The 17,016-nt window shown below is 68.3% G+C and carries 14 protein-coding genes; 7 read left to right on the top strand and 7 right to left on the bottom strand.

Annotated features, from left to right (window positions below; genetic code table 11):
• Positions 1 to 57: 57 nt before the first annotated feature.
• Positions 58 to 3,342, bottom strand: a complete 3,285-nt coding sequence (locus IE075_RS01790; RefSeq protein WP_189452722.1) for an EAL domain-containing protein — start codon at positions 3,340 to 3,342, stop codon at positions 58 to 60.
• A 250-nt stretch (positions 3,343 to 3,592) separates the two neighbouring features.
• Here IE075_RS01790 and IE075_RS01785 point away from each other — a divergent pair, with 250 nt between their 5' ends.
• Positions 3,593 to 5,464, top strand: coding sequence for an ABC transporter ATP-binding protein (locus IE075_RS01785; protein ID WP_189452720.1), 1,872 nt, complete (start codon positions 3,593 to 3,595; stop codon positions 5,462 to 5,464).
• A 94-nt stretch (positions 5,465 to 5,558) separates the two neighbouring features.
• Complete coding sequence (locus IE075_RS01780; RefSeq protein ID WP_189452718.1) at positions 5,559 to 6,749, top strand: PQQ-dependent sugar dehydrogenase; 1,191 nt, start codon at positions 5,559 to 5,561, stop codon at positions 6,747 to 6,749.
• Positions 6,750 to 6,788: 39 nt separating this feature from the next.
• On the opposite strand, the gene IE075_RS01775 is transcribed toward IE075_RS01780, so the two are convergent.
• The gene (locus IE075_RS01775) at positions 6,789 to 7,340 is read right to left on the bottom strand and encodes a DUF488 domain-containing protein (RefSeq protein WP_189452716.1); all 552 of its coding nucleotides are present in this window, start codon (positions 7,338 to 7,340) and stop codon (positions 6,789 to 6,791) included.
• Between the two features lie 77 nt (positions 7,341 to 7,417).
• On the opposite strand from IE075_RS01775, the gene IE075_RS01770 reads away from it, so the two are divergent.
• Complete coding sequence (locus IE075_RS01770) at positions 7,418 to 9,097, top strand: ABC1 kinase family protein (RefSeq protein WP_229792261.1); 1,680 nt, start codon at positions 7,418 to 7,420, stop codon at positions 9,095 to 9,097.
• Between the two features lie 104 nt (positions 9,098 to 9,201).
• Here the strand turns inward: IE075_RS01770 and IE075_RS01765 are convergent, their stop codons facing one another.
• Complete coding sequence (locus tag IE075_RS01765; RefSeq protein ID WP_189452713.1) at positions 9,202 to 9,381, bottom strand: hypothetical protein; 180 nt, start codon at positions 9,379 to 9,381, stop codon at positions 9,202 to 9,204.
• A 192-nt stretch (positions 9,382 to 9,573) separates the two neighbouring features.
• Between IE075_RS01765 and IE075_RS01760 the strand changes: the two genes are divergently transcribed.
• The 3 genes from IE075_RS01760 to IE075_RS01750 all read left to right on the top strand — a co-directional run bounded on the left by IE075_RS01760 (position 9,574) and on the right by IE075_RS01750 (position 12,130).
• On the top strand, positions 9,574 to 10,578 hold the full coding sequence (locus tag IE075_RS01760; protein ID WP_189452710.1) for a L,D-transpeptidase family protein: 1,005 nt from the start codon (positions 9,574 to 9,576) through the stop codon (positions 10,576 to 10,578).
• Between the two features lie 19 nt (positions 10,579 to 10,597).
• Positions 10,598 to 11,236 carry a M23 family metallopeptidase gene (locus tag IE075_RS01755; protein WP_425489347.1) on the top strand — a complete coding sequence of 213 codons (639 nt, stop codon included), beginning with the start codon at positions 10,598 to 10,600 and terminating at the stop codon, positions 11,234 to 11,236.
• An 84-nt stretch (positions 11,237 to 11,320) separates the two neighbouring features.
• Positions 11,321 to 12,130: a ferredoxin--NADP reductase gene (locus tag IE075_RS01750; protein WP_189452706.1), complete on the top strand. Its 810-nt coding sequence runs from the start codon at positions 11,321 to 11,323 to the stop codon at positions 12,128 to 12,130.
• A 50-nt stretch (positions 12,131 to 12,180) separates the two neighbouring features.
• Here IE075_RS01750 and IE075_RS01745 read toward each other — a convergent pair whose 3' ends face one another.
• The 3 genes from IE075_RS01745 to IE075_RS01735 form a co-directional block, all read right to left on the bottom strand.
• Positions 12,181 to 12,558, bottom strand: a complete 378-nt coding sequence (locus tag IE075_RS01745) for a hypothetical protein (RefSeq protein ID WP_189452704.1) — start codon at positions 12,556 to 12,558, stop codon at positions 12,181 to 12,183.
• Positions 12,555 to 13,046 (bottom strand): glutathione peroxidase, encoded by a 492-nt coding sequence (locus IE075_RS01740; RefSeq protein WP_189452702.1) that lies wholly within the window; start codon positions 13,044 to 13,046, stop codon positions 12,555 to 12,557. The genes IE075_RS01745 and IE075_RS01740 overlap by 4 nt, the downstream gene beginning before the upstream one ends.
• Before the next feature lie 219 nt (positions 13,047 to 13,265).
• Complete coding sequence (locus tag IE075_RS01735) at positions 13,266 to 13,694, bottom strand: CBS domain-containing protein (RefSeq protein WP_189452700.1); 429 nt, start codon at positions 13,692 to 13,694, stop codon at positions 13,266 to 13,268.
• A gap of 226 nt (positions 13,695 to 13,920) precedes the next feature.
• Here IE075_RS01735 and IE075_RS01730 point away from each other — a divergent pair, with 226 nt between their 5' ends.
• Positions 13,921 to 16,191, top strand: coding sequence for a M3 family metallopeptidase (locus IE075_RS01730; protein ID WP_425489346.1), 2,271 nt, complete (start codon positions 13,921 to 13,923; stop codon positions 16,189 to 16,191).
• Positions 16,192 to 16,324: 133 nt separating this feature from the next.
• Here the strand turns inward: IE075_RS01730 and IE075_RS01725 are convergent.
• The coding region (locus tag IE075_RS01725) for a UdgX family uracil-DNA binding protein (RefSeq protein ID WP_229792260.1) at positions 16,325 to 17,016 on the bottom strand (692 nt) is incomplete at its 5' end.

Here is a 17,016-nt window from a genome sequence, read left to right as displayed (position 1 = left end):
GGCGGCGCCGGGTGACGGAAAGTCCGCGATTTTACCGCGGCCGCGGACCCGCGCGGCTTACACCATGCGCCGGAAATCCGCGGGCAGCCCGTCGCGCAGCAGCGCCGGCAGTTGCTCCGCCGGCAGCGGGCGGCTGAACAGGAAGCCCTGCATCTCGGTGCAGCCAAACGAGGCGAGGATGTCGGCCTGCTCGTGCGTCTCCACGCCTTCCGCGACGACGCGGTAATCGAGCGCCTGCCCCATCGCGACGATCGCCTGCACGATTGCCAAGTGCTTCGGATCCGGCAGGCCCGAGACGAAGGTGCGGTCGATCTTGAGCGTGTCGAACTTGTACTGCACGAGGTAGTTCAGGCTCGAGAACCCGCGCCCGAAATCGTCGACCGCGACCTGCACGCCCAGCTGCTTGAGCTCGGCAATGACCTGCTGGCCCCGGTCCTGCTGCGCAAACATTTGGCTTTCGATGAATTCGATCTCGAGGCTGCGCGCGTCGGCGCCGGTCTCTTGCAGCACGCTGCGCACGTGGTTGACGAGCCGCTCGGGGTCGAAACGCGCGAGCGAGATGTTTACGGAGATCGGCACGATGGGCAGCCCCATCGCATGCCATTCGCGACCCTGTCGGCAGGCCTCGTGCATCACCCACTCGTCGATCTGGACGATCAGGCCGGTCTGCTCGGCGACCTCCAAGAACTCGTCGGGCGCCACGACGCGCCCGTCTGGGCGCTGCCAGCGCAGCAGGGCCTCGAAGCCAATCACACGTCGATCGCGCTGATCGACGCGGGGCTGGTAGTACAGCCGGAAGTCCTCGTTACCGAGCGCGATGCGCAGGTCGTGCTCGGTGCGCATGCGCGCCTCGGCCCGCTCGCTCATCACGTCGGTGAAGTAGCTGTAGCGGCAGCGGCCGGCCTCCTTCGCGCTGTAGAGCGCGGTGTCGGCCTGTTTCATCACGGTGGGCACGTCGCGCCCGTCCTGCGGGAACAGCGCAATGCCGATGCTCGCCGACACGTGCAGGTCCTGCCCCTGGTAGGGGATCGGCTCTTCGATCGAGCGGATGAGTTTTTCCGCGACGCGCGCGGCGTCGCGCGGATCGGCCAGGCGGTTGAGCAGCAGCACGAACTCGTCGCCGCCCTGCCGGCTGACGGTGTCGTCGTCGCGCACGCCGGCCACGAGCCGCTGCGCGACTTCCTGCAGCACGTGGTCGCCCGCCGGATGACCGAGCGAATCGTTGATGTGCTTGAAGAAATCGAGGTCGAGATACAGCAGCGCGCCCTTGCCGCCGCGCGGGATCGCCGCGACGGCCTGGGACAGGCGGTCCTGCAGCAAAACGCGGTTCGGCAGCTTGGTCAGCGCGTCGTGCTGCGCCATGTGCGACAGACGATTGGCCAGCGCGCGCGCCTGGCTGACGTCGTGCAGCAGCATCACGCCGCCCACCACGACGCCGTGGCGGTCGCGCACCGGCGACGCCGAATCTTCGATCGGGTGTTGCTTGTCGTCGCGATCAAGGACCGCGCGATCGTCCTGCGCGCGCGAAATCACGCCGTCCTTGATCGCCTGGCGCATCGTCGGCGGGCGCGGCGCCCCCGTCACCGGATCGACGATGCGCACGACCTCTTCGAGCGGCCGGCCGATCGCGTCGCGCTCGTTCCAGCCGCACAGCCGCGCGGCGGCCGGGTTCATGAGGGTGATGCGCATCCCACTGTCGCAGGCGACGAGCGGCTCGCCGAGGGAGTCGACCGCCGTGCGCGACTGCGCCCGCGCGTCCATCAGCGCCTGCTCGGCGGCCCGCAGCGGGCCGAGGTCGCGCAGCGTGGCGACGAGCCGCGAAGGGTCTTCGCCCGGGACGCCAGTCACGGTGAGCTCCACCGGGAACGCGTCGCCACCCGCGCGTTGCGCTTCGACCGGCGACGCGAGCCCCATGGAATGCATGCCCGGCTGGGCGCTCGCGAGGTCGACCAATGCAGCCCACTGGATGCGTGATTCGGCGTCGAGCCAACGGTCGAGCGGCTTTCCGACCAGCGCGTCGCGGGTGACGAGCAGGCAGTCGCGGAGGCGGTCGTTGATCGCAACCACGGTGCCGGCCGCGTCGAGAAGCGCGCTGGGCTCACAGGCGGCATCGAGCATCGACTGCAGGCGGCGCGTCGACTGGTCACGCCAGGTGACGTCCTGTCCGAAGAACTGGAAGCCGTCCACGGTGCCGTCGGCGGCGAACTCGGGTTCGAGGGCGACGTCGAGCTGCCGCGCGCCAACGCGCACCTGCGCGCGTTGCGACTGGCCCGCGAGCACGCGCTGCACGCTGCTGCCGAGCGCGCCCGCGGCCTGCTCGCCGTAGATTTCGAGGATGGAGTAGCCGAGCACCTGATCGGTCGGGCGCGCGTGCCAGTCGAGATAGGTCGGATTCGCGGTGCGATGTCGGAGATCGCGGCCGAAGCGCGCGATCAGCGCAGGCGTGCGTTCGACCAGTCGGTCGAGCCGCTCGGTCGTCGAGCGCGCCTGCCGCGCCGCGCCGGCGCGTTCGCGGCCGAAGATCGCCAGGGCGTGCCCGCCGGCGAGCAACGGAACCGCCACGAGTGCCGCGGCGACGAAGTCGACGCCGCGCCAAAGGTCAATCGACGCTCCCAGCGCCACGACGACCGCGAGCGCGACTGCGGTTCCGATCGCGAGCGCCCCGGCCGCGCGCGGTCCGCCCCGCAACGCGCCGAGCCAGAGCGGCACGGCGATCAGCGCAAAGCCGCCCGGCCACAGCGCCAGCCAGCCGGCGGTGCCGAGTGCGGCCGCGCCGCCGACGGCAGCGAGAACGCCGACCGAAGGCGCGTCGTCGGGCCGCGGGGTCATCAGCGTCGGAAGTGCAGCCACCAGGCCGAGTGCGAGGCCGGCACCGCATGCGAGCGCTTGAAACCCGGCAGGCCCCACGAGCACCGCGCACAAGGCCGCCAGCGGCGGCAGGGCGAACGCGACGACGGCGCTCGCGGCAAGCCCGTCCGCCGTCGTCTGGCGCCGGTGCGCGAAGGCGCGAATGATCACGACGCCGACGGCAAGCACCGCCGCGCAGGCCGTCATCGCCATTCGATCGGCATCGAGCCAGGCGGGCGCGACAAGCGCGGCCGCTCCGGCCCCGCCGAACACGGCGATCGCGGCGGCCGAGTGCGCCGAGCGCCACAGCCCCGCAAAGAGGATCGCCGCGGCCAGCCCGATCAGGACGGCCGACACGAGCGCCCCTGGCGCGAACGTCGCGGCGACCGCGAACAACGCGGTGCCGCACACGGTCACGGCGAGAGCACGCACGTCGAAGCGCGCCGTGGGGTCGGGCGGTGTCGAGACTTCGCGGTGGGGTGCGGCTGCTGCCATGCGGCGTCACGGCCTCCGCGCCGTGCGCCCGTCGGACCCGGCTCCGTGGCCGGCACTTCCGACAGTGTGGAGGTGGGGGACCCCATCTTGCGCATTCCGCATCGTCGCGTTCTGTGCGCGCAGTTCAAAGTCGGCCGCTGCGCCCGGACGCCGGGAACAATTCCGAGACGGAGGCATCAGGCCGGACGGGTCGGCGCGGCCCCACGCGCTGGCGCAACCGTCGTTTCACAACCGGTTGCGACAATTCGACATGCCCCCTTCGACCGCGACACCCCCTAGAGACCCGGCCCGCATGAGCCTGCGCGCCCGGCTGGACGCGCTGCGCAACCTGCCGCCGTTCCTCCGCGCGGTCTGGGCCGCAAGCCCGGCGCTCACCGCGGTCACGCTGGGCCTGAGGCTGGTCCGCGCGCTGTTGCCGGTGGCGACGCTGTACGTCGGCAAGCTGATCATCGACGAAGCCGTGCGCCTCGCCGGTTCGGGCATCGCCTTCGACGACCCGATGGCGGCCTTCGCGCGCGGCCAGCTCGACGGCCTGCTCGCCCTGGTCGCGATCGAGCTCGCGCTGGCGGTCACGGCCGACCTGCTCGGCCGCGTGATCGCCTACGGCGACACGCTGCTGTCGGAGTTGTTCACCAACGCGACGAGCGTGCGGCTCATGGAACACGCCGCGACGCTCGACCTAGAGGACTTCGAGAACCCCGACATCCAGGACCGCCTCGACCGCGCGCGCCGGCAGACGATGGGGCGGATGAGCCTCATGAGCCAGCTGTTCGGGCAGGCGCAGGACGCGATCACCGTGATCGCGTTCGCCGCCGGCCTCGTGGCTTATGCGCCCTGGCTGATCGTGCTGCTCGTCGTTGCGCTGGTGCCGGCGTTCGTCGGCGAGGCGCACTTCAATGCACTCGGCTACTCACTCGGCTATGCATGGACGCCGGAGCGTCGCCAGCTCGAATACGTGCGACAGACCGGCGCGAGCGTCGACACGGCAAAGGAAGTCAAACTTTTCGGCCTGCACCGCTTCCTCATCGAGCGCTACCGCACGCTCGCCGATGCGTTCTTCCTCGCCAACCGCGCGCTGGCGCGGCGGCGTGCCATGTGGGGCGCGCTGTTCGCTGCGCTCGGCACGCTGGGTTACTACGTCGCGTTCGCGTACATCGCGTGGCGCACCGTGCGCGGTGATTTCAGCATCGGCGACCTGACTTTCCTCGCCGGCAGCTTCCTGCGGCTGCGGCAACTGCTCGAAAGTTTGCTCGTGGGCTTTACGCAGGTGGCCGGCCAGGCGCTCTATCTCGATGACTTGTTCTCGTTCTTCACGATCGAGCCCGAGATCCGCTCACGCCCGGGCGCAGTGCCTGCGCCGCAGCCGATCCAGCGCGGCTTCGTGTTCGAGAACGTCGGGTTCCGCTACCCCGATACCGAAGGCTGGGCGCTGCGCCATCTCGACTTTCAACTGCGCGCCGGCGAGGTGCTCGCACTGGTCGGCGAGAACGGCGCCGGGAAAACCACGCTCGTAAAGTTGCTTGCGCGCCTGTACGACCCCGACGAGGGCCGCATCCTGCTCGACGGCCGCGACCTGCGCGAGTACGACCTCGACGACCTGCGTGGGCAGATCGGCGTGATCTTCCAGGACTTCGTGCGCTACCACCTGACCGCGGCCGAGAACATTGGGGTCGGCCGGGTCGATGCGATGCACGACCGCAACCGCGTGCGCAGCGCCGCGCACCGGGCGGCGGCCGACGCGATGGTCGAATCGCTGCCCGAAGGGTACGACCAGATCGTCGGGCGTCGCTTCCGCCAAGGGGTGGACCTCTCAGGGGGCCAGTGGCAGAAACTTGCGATCGCACGCGCTTACATGCGCGACGCCCAGGTCATGATCCTCGACGAGCCGACCGCCGCGCTCGACGCACGCGCCGAGTTCGAGGTGTTTCAGCGGTTCAAGGCGCTGTCGGCAGGCCGCACCGCGGTGCTGATCTCGCACCGGTTTTCCAGCGTGCGCATGGCCGACCGCATCCTCGTGCTCGCCGACGGCCGCCTCGAGGCCAGCGGCACGCATGAGGAACTGCTCGCGCAAGGTGGCCGCTATGCGGAACTGTTCGAACTCCAGGCGGCCGGCTACCGCTGATTTCCGAGGCGCCAGGGCGAATCGCCCGGTCCGGCCATGCCAGGCGCAGCCGACCATGCGACGCTTGTGCGCATTGCAACCGGGAACCGACGCCATGCGCCATGCCGCCCTCTCCTCTGCCCTGGCCCTCGTGATCGCCTTGAGCCTGGCCGCCTGCGATCGCGCGCCCGGTGCCGCCGCCGAAGCGTCCGCGCCGCCCGCGACCGCGCCAGCAGCAACCACCGCCCCGCCGACGCCCGGCAAGCAACTGCAGGTCCGCGAGATCGCCACCGGGCTCGAGCACCCGTGGGCCGTCGCGCCGTTGCCGGAAGGCGGTTTCCTCGTCACCGAGCGCCCCGGGCGCCTCCGCCGCGTGTCCGCGACGGGCGAGCTGTCCGAACCGGTCGCGAACGTTCCCGCGGTGTGGGCGAAGGGCCAGGGGGGGCTGCTCGACGTGGTGCTCGCACCGGATTTCGCAACGAGCCGCCGCATTTTCCTGAGCTACGCCGAGCCGGGCCCGGGGGACACCGCCGGCACGGCCGTCGCCACCGCTGTTCTCGACGGCAACGCGCTCACAGACGTGAAGCGCATCTACCAGCAGCAACCGAAGCTGGAAGGGCCGAACCATTTCGGCTCGCGCATCGCGTTCGACGGCAAGGGGCACGTGTTCATCAGCCAGGGCGACCGGAACGACCGGCCGACCGCCCAGAAGCTCGACATGCTGCAGGGCAAGATCGTGCGCTTGAACCTCGACGGCAGCGTGCCGCAGGACAACCCGTTCGTCGGCACGCCGGGCGCCCGTCCGGAGATCTGGAGCTACGGGCACCGCAACGCACAGTCGCTCGCGGTTGACCCCCGCACCGGCACGCTGTGGGAAGCCGAACACGGCCCGCGGGGCGGCGACGAGATCAACCTGCCCGCCCCTGGCAAGAACTACGGCTGGCCGGTGGTGACGCACGGCATCAATTATTCGGGTCTGCCGATTCCGGAGGCCGTCGGCAACGAGGCCCCTGACATGCAGCCCCCGCACCACGTGTGGGAGAAGTCACCGGGCCTGGCGGGGATGGCGTTCTACACCGGCCGCCCGGACTCGGCATGGAACGACAGCCTGCTGCTCGGCGCCCTTGCCGATGGCAGCCTGATCCGCGTGACGCTGGACGGCGATCGCATCGCCGGCGAGGAGCGCCTGCTCAAGGACATCGGCGCGCGCATCCGCGACGTGCGGGTCGGGCCGGAGGGCCACGTCTACGTGATCACCGACCAAGAAGACGGACGTCTGCTGCAGCTGATCCCTCCAGTGCGCTGAGAGGCGCACACGGCGGGCGCTTTCCAATCGTCTAAGGCCTCAGAACAACGCGCCCTGCGCATCCGGCGGCGCGGTGTACGTGAGGCGCCCGTCCTCGATGCGCGCCGCCGACGTGTACGGATGCTCGTCGACGCGCCTCGGCGCGAGAATGTGCAACACGGTCCAGCCCGCTGCCTTCAGATCATCGGAGATCAGGCTGCGGTGGCACTGCCACCACATGGCCTCGGCGCACATCACCGCGGTGCGCCGTTCGAGCGCGAGAGCGACCAGACGTGACCTAGCGTTCGCATAGGCGGCCGTGTCCATGTAGTCGGCGTAACCGCGGAAGCTCGCATTGCGCCACGCGGTGTGGGGTGTGTCCTCACGCGCCTGGCGCCGCCCGCCGAGGTCGGGCATCGCGACGTACTCGAAGCCCGCCGCCGGCAGCGCGCGGGCCATCGACTCGCTCGAGTACTGCGGGTTCCGCCGCGAGCCGGCAAAACGGCGCACATCGACGAGCACCTCGATGCCCTCGCCCTGCAGCAGTTCAAAGAAGAGCTCCAGCGGCCGCGTCGAATGACCGACGGTCCACAGCGTTCCGGTCCGTTCCATGCCTGAATGCTGCGGTTACTTCGGTGAAAAGCCGTTGACGCGAGCGTCGATACGCTGGCCGCGCAATGGAGACTCCCGTGAAAGACGCCCCCCGCGGCCTCGCCCGCACCGCGCAGATCGTGCGCTTTCTCCTGAAGTACCGCAGCGCAGGCGTCTTCACCGGCCTGGACCCGGACGCGCTGGCACCGGCCGACGAGCCGGTGCCAGCGGCGGGCAAGCCCGAGGAGTTCGTCCGCGACCTCGAGGCGCTCGGGCCCACCTTTGTAAAGATCGGCCAGGCGCTGTCGACCCGGCCCGACATGGTCCCGCCCGCGTACATCGCCGCGCTCGAGCGCATGCAGGACGACGTCTCGCCGATTCCGTTCGATGAAATCCGGGAGGTTGTCGAAAGCGAGCTCGGCGCTCGCATCGGCAAGCTCTTCGAGTACTTTGAAGAGACCCCGCTCGGCGGCGCATCGCTCGCCCAGGTGCACCGCGCGCGGCTGCGCAACGGGCGCGAGGTGGCAGTGAAGGTGCAGCGCCCCGGCATCACCGAGCAATTGCACTCCGATCTCGACTCGCTGAACTCGGTTGCGACGCGGATCGATCGTGCCACCGACCTCGGCCGGCGCGTGCAGTTTGCCGATTGGGTGCACGAGTTCCGCAAGACCCTCATCGCCGAGCTCGACTACCGCACCGAGGCCGAGAACCTCGAACGCTTCGGCGAGCGCTTCCAACCGTATCCACAGCTGTGCGTGCCACAGCCCGTGTGGGACTACACGCGCAAGCGCGTTCTCACGATGGACCTCGTGCACGGCGTCAAGGTGACCGACATCTCCGGCCTTCGGCGCATGGAACAGGACCTCGAGAGCCTCGCCAGCGCGCTGATGCGCGGCTATCTCGATCAGGTCCTCGTGCACGGCCAGATCCACGCCGACCCGCATCCGGGCAACCTGCTGCTCACGCAGGATGGGCGGCTCGCGCTCTTCGACCTCGGCATGGTTGCGCACATTCCACCGCGCCAACGGGACCGGCTGTTCCAGCTGCTGTTCGCCGCGGTCGACGGCCGCGGCGAGGACGTCGTGCGCGAAGCCATCGCAATGGGTACGCGCCTCGAGGACTTCGACGAGACGCGCTACCAGCGCGAGGTCAGCCAGCTGGTTGCGAAGTTTTCCGCGCACCGCAGCCACTCGCGCGGTCTCAGCGAAGGCCGGCTCGTGCTCGAACTCACGCGGCTCGGTACGGCGTGCGGTCTGCGTACGCCGTCGGAACTCAGCCTGCTCGGCAAGACCCTGCTGAACCTCGAAATCGTCTGCAGCGCGCTCGCGCCGGAGCTCGACGTCAAGTCGGTCGTCGAAGGCCATCTGAACCAGGTGATGCAGGACCGCATGCGGCAATCGATGTCGCCCGCGAAGCTCGCCGGCGATCTGATGGACATGCAGGCGCTGATGCGTGATGCACCGCGCAAGGTCTCCGACGTGCTGGGCCTGCTCGCGGAAAACCGGCTTCAGATGCGCGTGACGGGGCTCGAAGAGTCCCATCTCATGGAGAACCTGCAGAAGATCGCAAACCGCATCACGGCGGGTCTGGTCACCGCCGCGCTCATCGTTGCGTCGGCGCTCGTGATGCGCGTCGACGTCGGCCCGACGTTGTTCGGTTATCCGGCGATCGCGCTCGTGATGTTCCTGATCGGCAGTGCGCTCGGGCTCACCATCGTCATCAGCGCGCTGATGCGCGACCGACGCGCGCCGCGCGCGGAGCAAAACGGGCCGCGCTGAGCGCAGCCCGTGGGGGCGGGTTCAAATGACGAGGCTGCGTCCCGGCAACGGGGCCGCCGCCGGCGCCGTGCATTCGACACGGTGCCGGCGCAAGCCAAAGCGCGTCAGCTCTGACGGTCGCCGCGGTCGCCCTGTCCGGGTTTCACGTCGTTCTTGGAATGCTTGCGCGCGTCCTGCGACAGCGAGCGCGAAACATCATCCGATTCCTTGAATCGACCGTGCTCGTCGCGACGCACGTAGCGCTTGTCGCCATTGGGTTCGATCAATTCGCGTTTGCTGCTCATCTCGGCCTCCTGGGTTCGCGGTGAACCGTCTGCAGTGTCGAAACGACGCGATGAACGTTTCGCAAAAAGGGCGCTGGTTTTAGCCTCGAAACGAACGCGCGACTGAACGGCCGCGCGCGTGTTGCACGGGTTTCACGGGGCATGCGGCCCCGCTTGCGCAGGATGAAGGCATCCGCTCTCGAGGACTGCCCCATGCGCCGATTTCACGCCCTCCTGCCGCTCGCATTGGCCTGCGCATTCGCGTCTGGCACTGCCCTGGCCGCACCGACGCTCGACATCGAGACCGTCAACTCGGCCGACGCGACGGCCCAGAAATCCGACAAACCCGACAAGTCCGGCAAGTCGGAAAAGTCCGCGAGCCCCGCGATTCTGCGCCTGCAGGTGCTGCTTGATCGCGCGCGTTTCTCGCCCGGCCAGATCGACGGCTTTGACGGCGGTAACACGCGCACGGCGCTGGCCGGCTACAAGGCCGCGCACGGTCTCGGCGATGGCGACTCGCTCGACGCCGAGACCTGGACTGCGTTGACCGGGGCGGGCGGGCCGGCACTGGTCGAGTACACCGTGACCGAGCAGGACGTGGCCGGGCCCTTCGTCGACATCCCGAACGGGATGATGGCGCAGGCCAAGCTTGATCGCCTCGCATACACGTCCCCGACCGAAGCGCTCGCCGAGAAGTTCCACGCGAACCCGGCGCTGCTGAAGACGCTCAATCCGAATGTCGATATCACGAAGCCCGGCACGAAGATCGTGGTGCCGAACGTGCACAACCTTCCGGCGCTCACGAGCGTATCCAAGGTGGTGGTCGACGACTCGGACAAGACCGTGAGCGTCTTCGACAGCACCAACAAGAAAATCGCCCAGTTCCCGGCGACCACGGGCAGCTCGCACGATCCGTTGCCGATCGGCGAATGGAAGATCAAGGGCGTCGCGAAGGAGCCGGTGTTCCACTACAACCCCAAGCTGTTTTGGGACGCGGACCCGTCGCATTCGAAGGCGAAGATCGCACCGGGCCCGAACAACCCCGTCGGACTCGTCTGGATCGACCTGTCGAAGGAGCACTACGGCCTGCACGGCACGCCGGAGCCCGCGCTGATCGGCAAGACGCAGTCGCACGGTTGCATCCGTCTGACCAACTGGTCGGCGCAAACCCTCGCCCAGGCCGTCTCGCCGGGAACGCCGGCCATCCTGCAGGAGTAAGGCGAACACGATGACGACAGTGCGCGGCGTCCTCCTGTTTCTGGCCGGCCTGCTGCTCGGCGCGAACTTGTTGTACTTCTGGATGACGCGGGGCGGCGGGCGGCCTGAGCCGGACGCCCCACCCGTCGCGGCGGCCACGCCTCCTGCCGCAGACGTGCCGGGCCCGGTTCCCCCGCCCCCGCTGGCGCCGACGGACGTGCCCGTGTTGCCGCGGGCGGAAACAGCCGCCGCGCCGGGCTCTCTGATGGTGCCAGTGCAGGGCGTCACACCGGACCAGCTCAGCGACACCTTCGGCGATTCGCGTGGCACCGATCGCGTCCATGAAGCGCTGGACATCCTGGCGCCGGCGGGCACGCCGGTGGTGGCCGTGGCAGACGGGCCGGTCGCGAAGCTGTTCGACAGCAAGGCCGGCGGCCTGACGATCTACCAGTTTGACCCGACGGGCACCTACTCCTACTACTACGCACACCTTCAGAGCTACGCGCCGGGGCTCGAAGAAGGCCAGGTGCTGCAGCGCGGCCAGGTCATCGGCTACGTGGGCAGCACCGGAAATGCGGATCCGACCGCCCCGCACCTGCACTTCGCGGTGTTTGAGCTCGGCCCGGAGAAGCAGTGGCACGACGGGACGCCCGTCAATCCGTATCCGCTCATGCAGTGATTGCCCGCTCCGCCGGCCCGTCGCACAGGGGCCGGCGGAGCTGATCGGCTAAAATCGCCGACCCCTCTGCAGTGCCCTTTCCCGATGTCCTCCGCTTACGGCACCGAAACCGTGCTGGACGTCCGCCACTGGACGGACGACTACTTCAGCTTCACCACGACGCGCGACGACGGCTTCCGCTTCGACAACGGCCAGTTCGTGATGATCGGGCTGCCCGTCGAACAGCCCGACGGCTCGACGCGTCCGCTGCTGCGCGCGTATTCGATCGCAAGTGCAAACTGGGAAGAGCAGCTCGAGTTCTTCAGCATCAAGGTGCCCAACGGCCCGCTGACCTCGCGCCTGCAGCACATCAAGCCCGGTGACCACGTGCTGATCGGCCGCAAGCCGACCGGCACGCTGCTGATCCATGACCTGCACCCGGGGCGCAACCTGTACCTGCTCGGCACGGGCACCGGCTTCGCGCCGTGGCTGTCGGTCATCAAGGACCCGGAGACGTACGAGCGCTTCGAGCGGGTGATCCTATGCCACGGCGTGCGCAACGAGAAAGACCTCGCCTACCGCGACTACATCGTCAACGAGCTGCCGCGGCACGAGTTCCTCGGAGAGCAGATCGCGCAGAAGCTGCGCTACTACCCGGCGGTGACGCGCGAGGATTTCGCTTTCGACGGCCGCGACCAGCGCGGCCGCCTCACGCAGATGCTCGAATCGGGCCGCATGGCCGAACAGCTCGGAATCGAGCCGCTCGACGCCGAGCACGATCGCGCAATGATCTGCGGCAGCCCGCAGATGCTTGCGGATTTCCGGGCGCTGCTCGACTCGCGTGGGTTCGAGGCGGCGCCGCGCATCGGCGTGCCGGGCCAGTACGTCTACGAGCGCGCGTTTGTCGAAAAGTAATGGGCGGCGCGGGGCGCAGTCCGGCAGCGGAGAGCCGCTGCCGACTTGGCTCAGCGCTCGCCGTGGCGCAGCCAGGTGTGCGCCATGCGCTCATCGGTGAACGCCCGGGCTTCAAAGCCTGCTTCCACCGCAAGGATTTCCGCGGTCTCGACTTCGCGCCAACCGGCGTCCTGCTGATACACGTAGGCAATTCGCAGCCGCTCAAGCCCGAGCCCGCGCATGGCCCGGACAAAGCCGTCGACCTGTTCGAGCGTCAGCGGCGCACCGCGGACCTCCGACACGACCAGCACCGATTCCGGCGGGCTGCGCTGCACTTCCGCAGCAATGGCGCGCCAGGCTTCGAGTGTGTCGTCGAAGTCACGCTCGCCGCCGCTCAGCGCGACGCGGAGCGTCTGCGGGCTGCGCTCGAACGCAACGCGGTAGCTCACGCCCCGGCGCCCAGCGCCGCCTCGATGTCAGGGGCGATGGACTCCGGCGTGTCGCCCGGCGCGTACCGCCGCAGCGCGCGTCCGTCGCGGCCCACGAGAAACTTCGTGAAGTTCCACTTGATCGCCTCGGTGCCCAGCACCCCCGGTCGCTCGTGCTTGAGCCAGCTCCACAGCGGGTGCGCGTCGACGCCGTTGACGTCGACCTTCGAGAACATCGGGAACGTGACGTCGTACTTGACCGAGCAGAACTCGCGGATCTGGGCCTCATCGCCCGGCTCCTGTCGGCCGAACTGATCGCACGGGAAGCCCAGCACGGCGAATCCGCGATCCCGATAGCGTCGCCACAGCTGCTCAAGGCCACTGTACTGCGGCGTGTAGCCGCACTGCGACGCGACGTTGACGATCAGAAGCACCTGGCCGCGGAACGCGTCCAAGTCGCGCGTCGTGCCGTCGATGTCGACGGCGGAAAACCGGTAGACCGAATCCATGCGGCGCCTCGCCTGCCCTTTTGAAGACGGAGTGCACCCGATCCGGCCCCTCTGCCGCAAGCCCCGCACGTCGCTGCCCGCGCGGTGGCACTGTCGCAGCACCTGCAGCCGCGTCGAAACGGCCTGCGTACAGGGACCGCAATAAAAAACCGCGCCCGTCGTGCGACAGGCGCGGCTTCGGTCGAGTGCGTCGCCGCGGTGCACCGCGGCGCGCAATCGTCAGTGGCGGTTGCCGGGCTTCGACACTTCCTCGACGACGTTGCCGGTCTTGCGATCCTTGCCGGTCAAGGCGACGTCGGCCTGCGCGACGATGCCGGCGAGCTTGCCGTCGAGGTCGACGACCGGCACGCGGCGGATCTGCCGGCTCTCCATCACGTCGATGACGTCGGAAAGCTTGGCGTCGGTGCTGACGGTGGTCGGCGGCGTCGACATGACCTCGCGCACCTTCACTTCGTTCGTGTCGCGGCCTTCGGCGACCACGCGCACGACGATGTCGCGATCGGTCACGACGCCGAGAACGCGCTTGGATTCGTCGACGACCGGAATCTCGCCGCAGTCGTTGTCGAGCATGAGGCGGGCGATTTCGCGCAGCGAAGATTCCGGACCGCAACAGGCCGGATTCGGGGTCATCACGCTGGTCACATCCATCGGTCGCTCCTTTGCCGGATAGGCGGGTGGGAAAGTCCTTACCCTGCCCCGCGCACGGTTTGGCACACGTGAATGCAGGCGCGAGCGCGGCCGAGCGTTCACCTCATGAAACCGCCGTGCCCGGCACAGCGGGGGATGGCTTTTGTCATGGGCCCGCTCATCTCGGTTGCGCTAGGCTCCACGGGTTCACCACCGAGAGGTCGTCACGATGAAGCATCCCCTTGCGCTGGCCCTTGCCGTCGCGCTTGCCTCGACCGGCGCACCGGCATTGGCCCAGAAGTCCGCCAAACCCGAGGCCGCGATGAGCCAGCCCCAGTCCAATCCGTCCCAGTCGAACCCGTCCGCTTCGAACGCGTCCGCGTCCAATGCGTCCGAGTCGAACCCATTCTTCACCGAAAGCACGCTGCCGCTGAAGTACCCGCACTTCGATAAGGTCCAGGACAGCCACTTCGGTCCGGCTTTTGACCGCGGCATGAGCGAGCACCTCAAGGAAGTCGAGGCGATTGCGAACAGCGGCGAAAAGCCGACGTTCGATAACACCATCGTCGCGATGGAGAAAGCCGGCCAGACGCTCAACCGCGCTGCCTCGGTGTTCTTTAACCTCGTGGGCGCCGACACGAATCCCACGCGCGAGAAGATTCAGGCGGAATACGCGCCGAAGTTCTCCGCGCACAGCGACGCGATCAACCTCAATCCCAAGCTGTTCGCGCGCATCAAGACGCTACACGACAACCGCACCAGCCTCGGCCTCGATCCCGAAAGCGTGCGCCTGATCGAGCGCTACTACACGAACTTCGTCCGCGCCGGCGCGAACCTGTCGGAAGCCGACAAGGCGAAGCTCAAGAAGATGAATTCCGAGCTCGCGCAACTGGGAACGAAGTTCAGCCAGAACGTGCTGGCCGAGGTCAACGACTCGGCGATCACGGTCGATTCGCGCGAAGAACTCGCGGGCATGTCCGAGGAGGCGATCGCAGCTGCCGCGGAGGCCGCGAAGAAGCGCGGGCTTGAAGGCAAGTACGTGATCGCGCTGCTCAACACCACGGGCCAGCCGCCGCTGACGGATCTTGAAAACCGCGCCCTGCGCGAGCGCCTGTACAAGGCCTCGATCGTACGCGGCAGCCGCGGCAATGAGTACGACAACACCGGCATCGTCTCGCGCGTGACCAAGCTGCGCGCCGAACGCGCGAAGCTGCTCGGGTACCCGACGCATGCGGCATACGTGCTCGAGGACGAGACCGCGAAGACGCCCGAGGCGGTCAACAAGATGCTCGGCCAGCTCGCACCGGCCGCCGTCGCGAACGCCAAGCGCGAAGCCGCCGACCTGCAGGCGATGATCGACAAGGAACAGAAGGCCAAGGGACAGCCGACGTTCAAGCTCGAGCCGTGGGACTGGGCGTATTACGCGGAGAAGGTCCGCCAGGACAAGTACAGCTTCGACGAGAGCCAGCTCAAGCCGTACTTCGAGATGAAGAACGTGCTGGAAAACGGCGTGTTCCATGCCGCGAACGAGTTCTACGGGCTGACCTTCAAGCAGCGCACCGACCTGCCGACCTACCACCCGGACGTGCTCGTCTACGACGTCTTCGATAAGGACGGCAAGCCGCTGTCGATCTTCCTGTTCGACCCGTACGCACGCGCCTCCAAGCGCGGCGGTGCGTGGATGAACTCGTATGTCGACCAGAGCGAGCTGATGGGCACGCTGCCAGTTGTTGCCAACCACCAGAACATCCCCAAGCCGAGCGAAGGCAAGCCGACGCTGCTCACGTGGGATGAAGTGACCACGATGTTCCACGAGTTCGGCCATGCGCTGCACGGCATGTTCTCCGACGTGAAGTACCCGATGTTCTCGGGCACCAGCGTGCCGCGTGACTTCGTCGAGTACCCCTCGCAGGTCAACGAGATGTGGGCCGACTGGCCGAGCGTGCTCGCGAACTACGCGAAGCACCACGAGACCGGCAATCCGATGCCGAAGGAACTGCTCGACAAGGTCGTCGCGGCGTCCAAGTTCAACCAGGGCCACGCGACGACCGAGTACCTCGCCTCGGCGATGCTCGATCAGAAGTGGCACCAGGCCACCGCGGACCAACTGCCTGACGCGAAGGGCGTGATGGACTTCGAGGCCAAGGCGCTCGCCGCCGACGGCATTGACTTCTATGCCGTGCCGCCGCGTTACCGCACGCCGTACTTCAGCCACATCATGGGCGGCTACTCGGCGGGCTACTACGCGTACATCTGGTCGGAAGTGCTCGACGCGAACACCGTCGCCTACATCAAGAACAACGGCGGCCTGACCCGTGAGAACGGCGATCGCCTGCGCGAGAAGCTGCTCTCGCAGGGCGGCAGCAAGGACGCGATGGTCCTGTTCCGCGACTTCGCGGGCGCGGACCCGAAGATCGAGCCGCTGCTCGAGCGTCGCGGTCTCGTCTCGGGTGTGTCGGACGACAGCAAGGCACCGGATGCGACATCGCCAGCGCCGGCGGTTGACCAGCGCCGCTGATCCGAAGCAACCGCTTCTAAGCCACAACGTCACGCAAACCGCCCGGGCCTACCCGGGCGGTTTGCGTTTTGGCGGCCGCAGCGAGCGCACCCCTGCGGCTGCGTCGCGCCATTCGCGGGCGCGGAGCGCCCGCTCAGCCGTCCTCGAACTCCGTGAGCAGTGCGAGGTCAGCCACGAACCCACGGTACGCGCGCTCGCGCTCGTCGCTGCCGCGCTGGCGCAGCACCCACGACGGATGCACGGTCGCAAAGCCTCGCGAGCCGTCGTCGAGCAATTGCCACTGACCGCGCTGCTTCATGAGGCCGAACTTGCGACCGAACACCTGCTTCGCAGCCGTCGCGCCGAGGCAGACGATGACCTCGGGCTTCAGCCGCTCGCGCTCACCGTCGAGCCACGGTCGGCAGGCGCGCTGTTCTGCGGCGTTCGGGCTCTGGTGCAGCCGCACTTTGCCCCGCGGCACGAACTTGAAATGCTTGACCGCGTTCGTGACGTAGACGCCGCCCCGGTCGACGCCAAGCTCTTCGAGCGCCTCGTCGAACAAGCGCCCGGACGGTCCCACGAACGGGCGGCCCGCCAGGTCTTCCTGATCACCGGGCTGCTCGCCCACGACCATGATGCGCGCCTTCGCAGGCCCCTCGCCGAACACCGTCTGCGTGGCCGGCCGCCACAGATCGCAGCGCTTGCAGGCCATCACGGCCGCGCGCAACGCGGCGAGCGTGCCGTCGACGGGCTCCGGCGCGCTGCCCTCGGGCACCTCGTCGAGCGCGACGGGCGGTTCGGTACGGGGCCCCCGCGCAGTGCGCGGGGTTGTCGGCGCTTTTTTCG

The sequence above is a fragment of the Cognatilysobacter bugurensis genome, from assembly GCF_014652095.1.
Lineage (GTDB): Bacteria > Pseudomonadota > Gammaproteobacteria > Xanthomonadales > Xanthomonadaceae > Cognatilysobacter > Cognatilysobacter bugurensis.
Note: the sequence above shows the minus strand (reverse complement) of the source record. Positions and strands in the feature narration are given on the sequence as shown.